The sequence below is a fragment of the Candidatus Endomicrobiellum cubanum genome, assembly GCF_031278955.1.
Lineage (GTDB): Bacteria > Elusimicrobiota > Endomicrobiia > Endomicrobiales > Endomicrobiaceae > Endomicrobiellum > Endomicrobiellum cubanum.
In genome coordinates, this window is the sequence record NZ_JAITJM010000056.1 from 1 (window position 1) to 10,754 (window position 10,754).

Here is a 10,754-nt window from a genome sequence, read left to right on the forward strand (position 1 = left end):
ACACAATCGGATTCAATTTAATTGGTAATGTATATTGTTTTCTATGAAAATCTTCAATATTTACCGCATTTTTACTTGATAAAAGGCTATCTTTGGGAACAATTCTTGCAAGTTCATCAAGTTTTTTATAAATAGCCGTTCCACCTTTGAAATATGCTTTAAGTTCTTCTTGCTTTTTGCTAAGCTCTTCTAAACAAAGGCAAACATAGTAGTCCTTTTCTAAAATATCAAGGTTGATTTTTGTTTCATCGTTGATAAGCCTTAATATCTCGGCAAAATTTTTTTTATCTAAATGCAAATTCATATACTCTTAACTCCTAACTAAGAGCATATCGCTCATTTTTTCAATAGTTCTTTTGCTTGCATTGCGTTTTTTAGCAATGGTATAAAGCATAGCAAAATCAAGGCTATTGGTGGTAAAATAACCATATATTGCGCGCGCAGGGTTATCAACTTCAACTTGAATATTTTCTTTATTTTCTATCACATCAAGAAGTTGCTGATAGAGGTAGTTGTTTGTATCAACTTCAATTTTAGGATGTTTAATAATCACCCCATATTCCGTTAATCGCTTGTTTTTACCTTTGCAAACGTTAGTAACAATTTCAGTATTGCGTGGAACTTGTGTAGTTAATCCAAGACGGTTGAACAATTTACAACCAGTTATATAGCCTTGAATGTTGCCATTAGCATCTTGCAAATATTTAATTTTTATAATCTCATCATTGCCCAAACAAGAAGTTCCCCAAATTGTCTGCTTAGGCTTACAATAAATGCCACGCCCTTTGCGAACAAGCTGACCGTTTCGCATCATTCTTGTCATGATCATTTTCGCATTTCCACTAACAACTTCTTTGACATCACGAAGAAAGATAGGCGTATTTGCGTCTATTTTAGCGATATAATCTTCTACAATATCGGTATATGTCATTTTTATCACCTTGTTACCTTTGGAATAAACACTATTTATCTTTTCCCCTTATAGTAACATTATATAATTTAAACCACCGTGTCAACTATTTGTATTAAATCACGCAAAACGCATTAAAGGAAAAGACAGGAAATAAAGGGCTTGGATATTTTTTAAATTTAATGTGTTCTTTGCTATTTTGTTCTTAATACCTGACTTGAGCATAAGGGGTTCCTCCTATCTTTCCCTTTTACAAGGAGTGATACTTCTAATAGCATCTCTTAACAAAGAAACCGAGCCATATAAGGAAGAGCGATTTAAATCATTATAAATGGTAATAGAATTAGAAGAACAGATAAAGGAGTCTTTAAGAGGTACATTGGAATCACCATCTGAAACAGAAGAAGAAGCAAAAGGGAAATCAACAGAGCCGTATTTGATGTTGTTGTAACTTGGCATAGTAGAATGAATAACAAGAGAGTTATTAGAAGAGACATTAAAGTTAGAAGAAAGCCAAGGGGAAGAAGTATTTATTCTTCCACAGTCAGGATTAGAAGAGTCAGTAATAGTACTATTGCCAGAGATGGTGTAATTAGGACTATTAGTGATATTAATAGTTTGAGCAAAAGCAATCAAAGTGGAAGATAAGATAAAATCTTTATAATACCTGACTTGACCGGTAAAAGGAAAGATAGGAGGAACCCCTTATGCTCAAGGTAGGTGAAGAAATGGCTTTATATATCACGTGTTTGGTATACAAACAAAATCACTCTAAAAGCCAGTCTATAATATTGATTTGTTTTATTCCATTATGTGATGTGTTTGGTTCAAAATCTTGAGTTAACAAAAATTTGGGATTATGATCTCGCACTAAATCAAGAGAAGAAAGTTCCCTTTTAAGCGTAAGAGGATCTCTTACAGTCTCTGCCACTTGATAATATTCTGTACCGTCTATGCTTTCTGCTATAAAATCTATTTCTTTATCACCATTTTTACCCACATATACATTATATCCTCTACGTAAAAGTTCCAAATAGATTATATTTTCTAAAATGCGTCCTTTATCAGTTTTAGTATTGCCGAGCAAATAATAGCGTAAGCCTATATCAACAAGATAATATTTATCTAGAGTTTTTAAAAGCCTTTTCCCTTTTACATCATATCTATTTGCTTTATAGAGTATATAACTATCACATAAAGCATTTATATAATTTTCTATAGTTACTGGTAAAATTTTAAGACCCTCTGATACCATAGTATCGCTAATCTTTTTTATTGAAGAAATATTCCCTATATTATCAGTCATAAATTTTATTACACTTTCAAGACGGTTTATATCTCTTATTTTTTTATTCGCTATTACATCTTTTAATACTACTGTACTATATATCCCTCCAAGATAATCATAAATTTGTTTTTTATCATTATTTAAATTTAAAACATATGGAAAAGAGCTATTTTCTAAATATTGTTTAAATTTCTCAAATTTATTATCGCTAGATAACGCAGAAGAATACTCTTTAAAAGACAAAGGGAAGACATGAATCTGAACATATCGGCCCGAAAGTAAAGTAGCCCATTGACCAGACTGTATATTTGAATTTGACCCTGTGAGATACAAATCTACATTTTTTTTTATAAAAAGACCGTCAGCTGCTTTTTGAAAATCTGCAACATTTTGAATCTCATCAATAAATACATAGTTCATTTTATCATCAACAAGATGTGCATTAATGTAATCATAAAGCTTTTCCCAATTTATAAGATCTCTGTATAACGGATCTTCTAAATTGATGCTTTGTATCTGCTGTTTAAAGACTCCTTTTTTTAGAAGTTCTTCCTGGTACATTTCAAACAAAGTAGATTTCCCACAACGCCTTATACCTGTTACTATTTTTATAAGCTGCTTATCTTTAAATCCTAACAACTTATTTATATATAATGGTCTTTGTATCATACAACCTCTTTTAACATTTTATATGGTGTAATATAATATTCTTGTATAATAGCATAATTTTATAGCTCATACTTAATTTTATCAATATTTATGAATTAAAAGAAGCATTTTTATAAAGAGCTATTTCTATTTCTTCTAAAGATTTCCCTCTAGTCTCAAAAACTTTACGTTTTACAAAAAATATTGAAAGTATTGCTACACACGCAAAAGCTAAAAATAAATATGTGTCAAACTTTTCAAACAGTACAGGAAATATTAAAGCTACTACTAAATTTGAGAACCAATTTGCCAAACTTGTAACACCAGCACCTAACCCCCTAACTTTTAGAGGAAAAACCTCCCCTATAATAACCCAGGATATTGGCCCCCAAGTAAGAGCAAAAAAGAAAATATACAAACATAAAGAGACTAATGTAATATACCCTAACATGTTTGTAGAAGCATGAATATTAGTAAAAATTGAAAGAATTATAAGAGACATAAACATTCCTAAACTCCCAAAAATAAGGAGTTTTTTTCTATCTATTTTGTCCATAATATATAAAGCAAGCATAGAAACTAGAACATTTAATATTCCTATGCCCACTGTACTTAAAATTGCAGACGAAGTACCTAAATTAAGATTAACAAAAATTGTAGGAGCATAATAAATAACAGTATTTATGCCTATAAATTGTTGAAAAATAGCAATACCTATAGCTGCAACTAAAGCTGGACGTACCCATTTCTGGACTAAGTCTTTAAAACCGCCTTTTTCTTGAGAAATTGCTTCTTTCATTTCATTCATTTCTTTAGATACCAAATCTAAGTCCGGCTGATTATCTTTATTGATTCTTAGTCTTTTTAAAACATCAATGGACTGATTTTCTCTCCCCTTTTCAAAAAGCCATCTGGGACTTTCAGGCAGAAATAAAGCACCTAAAAAAACTACGATTGCAGGTATAGCAGCAAAGCCAATCATTAAACGCCAACCGTTAGCAATATTTGCGTAAAACAAAGCAACCAAATAAGCTGACAAAATGCCAATTGTTATCATAAGTTGGTTTAATGTAGCAAGCGAACCTCTACGATTTGTAGGAGCCATTTCTGATATGTATAAAGGAACCAGCGCAGAAGCACCTCCAACAGCAATACCTAAAAATATTCTTGAAACTGTTAGAAAAAACATGTTTAACGAAACTGCAGAAAATATAGCTCCGGAAGTAAAAACAAATGCACAAACTAATAACATTTTTCTACGACCATATTTGTCTGATAATGGAGTAATAATACAAGCGCCCATCATAGCACCCAAAAGTATAGAGCTTACTACAATCCCTTCTTGTAAAGCATTGAGTGCCATATCTTGTTTTATAAACAAAATTGCACCAGAAATAATCCCTGTATCATAACCAAAAAGAAGCCCTCCTAAAGCACAAAAAATATAAATCATTGTGGTGTTGATTTTTTTCATGCTTAGATTCTCCTTTTACAGCTAAACACGTTACAAATTACTTTAAAACACTACCCATTAAAATAATCGTACAAGTCTTTATGTTTATCAAATATTTTATCTGCCATTTTTAAAGATTCTTGCGGTAAACTTGTAGCAATAGCATAACAAATCATGTTAGCAGATTTTGCAGATTTTATACCATAAGGAGCGTTTTCTATAACTAAACAATCTCCAGAGCTTACTTTCAAATTACTAGCCGCTGTTAAGTACGGTTCAGGATGAGGTTTAGCGTTTGTTACCATATCACCACCTATAACAGTATCAAAAAGATTGTAGAGATCTTGGGGAAGCATATTTTGAGCTTCTCTTTTAAGAGAACCTGTTACAAGACCAACTAAAATGTTTTGGTTCTTTAATTGTTTTATAAATTCTGGAATTCCTGAAAATATATCTCTTTTAAAATATTTTTTAAAAAGTTCTTCCCTTTGAGCACATATACTAGCTTTTATTTCAGAGGTTAATTCTACCTGATAGTCTTTAAATGCAACCTCTATTACATAGTCCCACTTAGCACCTTCCATTTCAAAAATAGTTGATGGTCTTACACGGACATTATATTTCTTTAATGTTTCAAACCAAGAGATAAAATGGTATGGCATCGAGTCCACTATAATTCCGTCCATATCAAAAAACACTGCTTTAAAACTAAACATTTTTATCCACCTTTTACTTGCTAATTGCAATATATATTTGAACTGTCCCATCAGGATTGTATTTTTCAAAATCAAAAGTATATGCTCTGTTAATCTGTAGAGACCAAATCTTTTTCCAAGTCTCAATAAGAGGATTTTCTACACTCATATCTACATCAAAACATTGGTATTTACCACTAAATTCTATCTTGATTCTGCCATTATCTGTACCTGTTGCAACACTTAAGGTATAATCTCCTCTAAAATCGCTTGCATAATCATGATATACTCCATACTTTGTATCGCATTGTGGAACTTGAGTGTATGCTTTTTGCCAAAGCCCGCCAATTTTTTGCATAATTAAAACATCGTTAAAATTATTTGTCCTAACACTATCAATAACATAAAGCTTTTTACTAATCTCTACCATAAACTCTCCCTCACCAAACACCATGCGCAACCATAAAACACCCTTGATCTGTAACTTTAATCCCTGCTAATTTTGCTTTTTCTACAGCTTCTTTTAATACTGAGCCTGGCTGCATCCATATTTCTTTAATACCTAGAGATATAACCTCATCAATTGTTTTATCAGTACCTAAAGGAGGAACAACTGTTACAACTATATCGGGCTTATTAGGCAAATCTTTTAACGATTTATAAACAGTATGACCTGCAACAATTCCTCCTCTAACACCTACAGCAACTACCTTAAAACCTGCACCTAACAAATCTGTAAATATTTTATATCCAAATTTGGCTGGATCACAAGAAACACCTACAACAGCAATAAGCTTATTTTCATCCATTAACAATTTCCTCCTAAAAACCCTATGCGTATAATTATTGTGGTTTTTTTAACAAAGCAAGGAACAAAAGCACAATGGTTTATTTACGTGATAAAGACAAGTTTTTAGCACAACATTGCCAAATAGAACAATAAGCATATACGGTTAGACCTTTACAAACCAACCTTTACTCTATGCATCTTATCTGTATTTCTTTGTGAAACACCTTCATGAACTTTTTCAAGTTGCATATGCACATGCGCTAAAACAAGTGCATCTAAAGGCAGTATAAAAATAGCCCCTATAACAGACAGCACCCCTACTACATTTATGAAGTATAGTAGTACCATTAGCGTGACAAACTTATAGAAACTCCCTTTTAACATCTGAGAACTATTTCTCAAAGACTTTATTACAGATTGTCCTTTTAAAACATCTATATAAAATAGTAAATAACGAAACAAATACACAATAATGCCAAAAGATGCAAGCAGATACAATGTTTGGAAAATGTTAAAAACAATACTACCGTCATTAGTTTTTGAAGATATACCAAAAAAAATTAGTGCTAGAAGAGATGGGGTAAACAATATTAAAAACATTCCACACATAAAATTTATTACTTTTTCTGCATCTAAAAAATATTTTTTAAATCGCACTTTTAAACCATAAAATACAGGTAAAATTGTGCTAGTCACACAAAAAAGAAGAGTTGTCGGTATTAATAACGAAATATTTTTAAAAAATACAAACTCTACCCTGTCTTTTGGAGTAGTTGCAAGAGATAAAACATCAAAATGTATTAATAAAAACTTTGACATAACATATAGTGCTACAATCATTAAAACAATAGAAAACAATGATATGCTCAAAATTCTAATACAATTTTCTTTAAAAGATTGAAATGAAAACTTAAAAGCTTCTCCTATAGAAAAACTCATAATTTCTCCCTTTTAATCAACGATTTATACAATAATAATTATATGTACAACAATTAAAGGAAATTATAAATCTACCCGAAACACAGTCCCGTACAATACCTCTAATGCCCCAAAAAAGCCTTGTACAAAGTGCAGCAAATGATAAAATTGAATCTCTCAACTTTTGTTTTGAAACGATAGTTTTATACCTGTAATTTGTTTTCTGAGTAAAACCTGTCTTAAGTTAATATAACCATGTAAACAAACCAAAGTAATTTTATAAAGAGACCCTTAAATAAACTTATTCCAAAATTTGAGAAAAGCATAGAATTTTTCCAAAGAAAAATGGCCTCTGGTTTAAAGAAATATTTTTAATTTTTTATCTTCAATGTTTTTTTCTTTATACAAAATTTCAGTATCTTTAATAATATCTATTTTTTTCCCAACACTATAATCTTTTGTTTCTTTTATAATAAGGTCTTTTAAAACAAAAATAGCCCAAAAGGTTAAAAGTATTTTAAAAATATCTATAAAATAAAGAAAATTCCACAATTCATATTTTGCAAGCTTTAAGCCAATAAACGACCCTACAATTAAATATATTACTTTGAATTTAATAATACTACTAGTTTTAAATAAATATATAAAGAAATTTCTGCTTACGGTATAGCTTGTAAGAGCCATACTAAAAGCAATCACTAGAATAATAATTGTAAGAAATACATCGCCCATTGGAAAATTTGAAAATATACTTTCAATTACATAAGCCCCGCTAATATTTGATATATTTTTTAAACTCGGCACTTTTAAAAAAGCTATAACGACCGTTAGCCCTGTTAAAGGACAGCAGACAACTCCATCTAAAAAAGCAACCGTACTAGAAATTAAGGCTTGTCTAAATGGATTTCTTGTTTGGGCATAAGCATTTATAACACTAAGTTCACCCATACCAGATTCTGTAGAATAAAGCCCTATTCTTCCTCCTTCTTTAAATGCTGCCAATATGCTTGAGCCCACAAGCCCACCACTTAATGACTCAAAAGAAAATGCTGCATGTAAGATATTAAATAAGGCAGGAAGTAAATATTCTAAATTAGTAGCTATTACTGTAAAGCATAAAACAAAATAAATAACCGCAGTAGGAATGCAAATTCTTACACTAAACTCGACAATTGCATCTATACCTAAAAAAATAAAAAAAGAAATAATGCTTACTACAACTATCCCTGTTGATAAAATAGAAGTATTAAAAGTTTTATTACAAAAGTCGCAAATAAAATGAACTTGTAAACTAAAAAGTCTTATTGTAGAAGATATTAAACAAAGCGTAGCAAACAAAATTGCTAATTTTTCCTGTTTAAGAATTTTATCATATACAATCATTACTCCACCAACAATTTCTCCCCCTAGCATTTTCTGTCTAAATCTACTTGCTATATAAGCTTCACAATACTTAATAGCCACTCCAAAAAGACTTATAATAAACACCCAGAAAACAGCCCCAACACCACCAACTATTACAGAAGTGGCAATGCCAATAACATTTCCTATTCCAAACGTCACGGCAAGTTCAGTACAAAAAACTCGAAAAGGAGACAATACTCCTTGTCCATATTGCTCGTGTTTTGTTAATGAAAGCTTTAAGCCTTTAAAAATCTTTTTTTGAATAAACTCGGTTTTAAATGTAAAATATATGTATATAGGAACAACGAGTAAAACAGGAAATCCCCAAGCAAAAGAATTTAGCTGAGAGACAAAAGAAAAGAAATTTTCCATTGCACCTCTTTTTAAAAAAGAAAATGACAATCGACAGTAATTACTACCAAGATGTTACATAATTTTACTCGCATAATGCAACTTTTCTTTGCTATAATATTGTGTGTCTGTCTAAAAACCTAATGCATATCCTTGTCAGTGACTTTTTTGACACTACTGCGTTACAAACTGGCGCTTATCACTCGATAAACTCTACGTTTTTACCCTGCCTGGTTAAAAAATTCACTGTAATATATACGTACTAAGGTTTTTAGATAGACCCCGTAATTATTTTAAATTTTAAAACTATCTAATAAACGGAGTTTTTTTAAATGGAGCAACCGCAAGAAAGTACTTTAAAACGTAAATTAAAAAATCGTCATATACAGTTTATAGCTTTAGGCGGATCTATTGGCACTGGCTTATTCCTTGGCACAGGGAGTGCCATTTTTGCTGCGGGACCTTCTGTTCTTTTAGGCTACTTAATATCTGGGATTGCTATTTTCTTAATTATGCGCCAACTTGGAGAGATGGATACAGAAGAACCTATGGCTGGTTCTTTTAGCTATTTTGCTTACAAATATTGGAATAAATTTCCGGGGTTTTTAGCCGGCTGGAACTATTGGATCTTGTATGTCCTGATAGGAATAACAGAGCTTACTGCAATAGCAGTATATGCTCAATACTGGTTCCCTCATCTAGCTACATGGAAAACAGCTCTATTCTTTTTTATGCTTATTAATATTGTAAATTTGATAACAGTAAAAGCTTATGGAGAAATTGAATTTTGGTTTTCTATAATAAAAATTATAGCCATATGCGCTATGATCTTAACTGGCGTATATATACTATTTTTAAACCCCAATCTTGTAAATGGAGCAAGCATAACAAACTTGTGGTCATCACCAAACATTGCTGCAACTTCCCTGTTTAAAGGAATATTCCCTAAGGGTATATGGGGTTTAATAGTTGCTATACCTGTAATAACTTTTTCGTTTGGAGGATTAGAACTTATTGGAATTGCCGCTTCAGAAACAGAAAACCCAAAAATAAATATTCCTAAAGCTGTAAACCAATCTGTGTTCCGTATTTTGATTTTTTATATAGGCTCTATAGGCATATTGTTATCACTTTACCACTGGAGTAAGTTGACTCCAGCTAGCAGTCCTTTTGTTTTAATCTTTGACAAAATTGGGTTTAGTCATATTGCTAGTGTGCTTAATTTTATAATTTTAACTGCGGCTCTTTCTGTTTATAATAGTTGTATTTACAGTAACAGTCGTATGCTTTATGCTCTTGCTTTACAAAATAATGCTCCTCACTTTTTAACAAAAACTAATAAAAGAGGAATGCCTGTACCAGCTCTTACAGTGTCAACAGTATTAACTTTTTTGGTTGTTCCTTTAAACTATTTTGTTCCCAACTGGTTTGATGCTTTTAAAATGATTATGAGCTTTGTAGTGGTATGCGCTTTGTTGAGCTGGGGAATGATAACAATATCTCATATAAAATTTAAAAAGCAAAAAATTGTCCAAAACTATAGGACGGTGTTTCCGTCACCGTTCTATCCTTATTCAAATTATTTTACACTTATTTTTTATAGCTTTATCTTAGCAGTTATGACTTTACCTAAACTTGGAATGTTTAAACAAGTTATAGCGCTTCCAATTTGGGTGCTAATAGTTTACATAGGCTACACTTTATGTAATCTTAAAAATTTTAAATCAAAAAAATGGAATTATAATCATGAACGAATTTCAGAATGTACAAAACAATAAATTAAAACGGAAGCTGAAAAACAGACATATTCAGTTTATTGCGCTTGGCAGTGCAGTCGGGACAGGATTATTTTTAGGAGCAAGCAGCACCATTTTTTCTACAGGCCCGTCTGTAATTTTGGGCTACTTACTTGCTGGTTTGCTAGTCTTTTTTATTATGCGCCAACTTGGAGAGATGGCAACTAACGAACCTATGGCTGGTTCTTCTAGCTATTTTGCAACAAATTATGTCAACAAGTTTTTAGGCTTTTTAGCCGGCTGGAACTATTGGGTAGAGTACGTTTTAGTAGGAATGGCAGAACTTACTGCTGTTGCTGCTTATATGCAGTATTGGTTTCCTCATTTAGCTACATGGAAAACAGCTTTACTATTTTTTATTTTAGTTAATGCAGTAAACCTTACAACAGTAAAAGCCTATGGAGAAGCTGAGTTTTGGTTTTCTTCTATTAAAATTATTGCTATTTGTGCCATGATTTTGACTGGTTCTTATATTCTTTTCTTTGACCCTTCTTTAGTTCC

The 10,754-nt window shown here is 31.4% G+C and carries 11 protein-coding genes and 1 pseudogene; 2 read left to right on the top strand and 10 right to left on the bottom strand.

Going from position 1 to position 10,754, the window contains the following annotated elements; all coding sequences use genetic code 11:
- The 10 genes and pseudogenes from LBD57_RS05425 to LBD57_RS05470 all read right to left on the bottom strand — a co-directional run.
- Nucleotides 1-304, bottom strand: a pseudogene (locus LBD57_RS05425) (nucleotidyl transferase AbiEii/AbiGii toxin family protein); the annotation flags it as partial.
- A gap of 6 nt (nt 305-310) precedes the next feature.
- Nucleotides 311-931: a DUF6088 family protein gene (locus LBD57_RS05430; RefSeq protein WP_373470319.1), complete on the bottom strand. Its 621-nt coding sequence runs from the start codon at nt 929-931 to the stop codon at nt 311-313.
- 216 nt (nt 932-1,147) lie between these two features.
- On the bottom strand, nt 1,148-1,546 hold the full coding sequence (locus tag LBD57_RS05435; protein ID WP_373470320.1) for a hypothetical protein: 399 nt from the start codon (nt 1,544-1,546) through the stop codon (nt 1,148-1,150).
- Nucleotides 1,547-1,676: 130 nt separating this feature from the next.
- Nucleotides 1,677-2,867: an ATP-binding protein gene (locus LBD57_RS05440; protein ID WP_373470321.1), complete on the bottom strand. Its 1,191-nt coding sequence runs from the start codon at nt 2,865-2,867 to the stop codon at nt 1,677-1,679.
- Nucleotides 2,868-2,955: 88 nt separating this feature from the next.
- The gene (locus LBD57_RS05445) at nt 2,956-4,320 is read right to left on the bottom strand and encodes a sugar porter family MFS transporter (protein ID WP_373470322.1); all 1,365 of its coding nucleotides are present in this window, start codon (nt 4,318-4,320) and stop codon (nt 2,956-2,958) included.
- 50 nt (nt 4,321-4,370) lie between these two features.
- Nucleotides 4,371-5,015 carry an HAD family hydrolase gene (locus tag LBD57_RS05450; protein WP_373470323.1) on the bottom strand — a complete coding sequence of 215 codons (645 nt, stop codon included), beginning with the start codon at nt 5,013-5,015 and terminating at the stop codon, nt 4,371-4,373.
- A 13-nt stretch (nt 5,016-5,028) separates the two neighbouring features.
- Nucleotides 5,029-5,424: a GyrI-like domain-containing protein gene (locus LBD57_RS05455; RefSeq protein WP_373470324.1), complete on the bottom strand. Its 396-nt coding sequence runs from the start codon at nt 5,422-5,424 to the stop codon at nt 5,029-5,031.
- Between the two features lie 10 nt (nt 5,425-5,434).
- Complete coding sequence (locus tag LBD57_RS05460; RefSeq protein WP_373470325.1) at nt 5,435-5,803, bottom strand: CoA-binding protein; 369 nt, start codon at nt 5,801-5,803, stop codon at nt 5,435-5,437.
- A 152-nt stretch (nt 5,804-5,955) separates the two neighbouring features.
- Nucleotides 5,956-6,723 carry a hypothetical protein gene (locus LBD57_RS05465; RefSeq protein WP_373470326.1) on the bottom strand — a complete coding sequence of 256 codons (768 nt, stop codon included), beginning with the start codon at nt 6,721-6,723 and terminating at the stop codon, nt 5,956-5,958.
- A 336-nt stretch (nt 6,724-7,059) separates the two neighbouring features.
- Nucleotides 7,060-8,478: an alanine:cation symporter family protein gene (locus LBD57_RS05470; protein WP_373470327.1), complete on the bottom strand. Its 1,419-nt coding sequence runs from the start codon at nt 8,476-8,478 to the stop codon at nt 7,060-7,062.
- Nucleotides 8,479-8,789: 311 nt separating this feature from the next.
- Here LBD57_RS05470 and LBD57_RS05475 point away from each other — a divergent pair, with 311 nt between their 5' ends.
- Together LBD57_RS05475 and LBD57_RS05480 are read left to right on the top strand one after the other, a co-directional pair.
- The gene (locus LBD57_RS05475; protein WP_373470328.1) at nt 8,790-10,235 is read left to right on the top strand and encodes an amino acid permease; all 1,446 of its coding nucleotides are present in this window, start codon (nt 8,790-8,792) and stop codon (nt 10,233-10,235) included.
- Nucleotides 10,204-10,754 (top strand): amino acid permease (locus tag LBD57_RS05480; protein WP_373470329.1); only part of this gene is annotated, 551 nt, incomplete at its 3' end. The genes LBD57_RS05475 and LBD57_RS05480, both read left to right, overlap by 32 nt.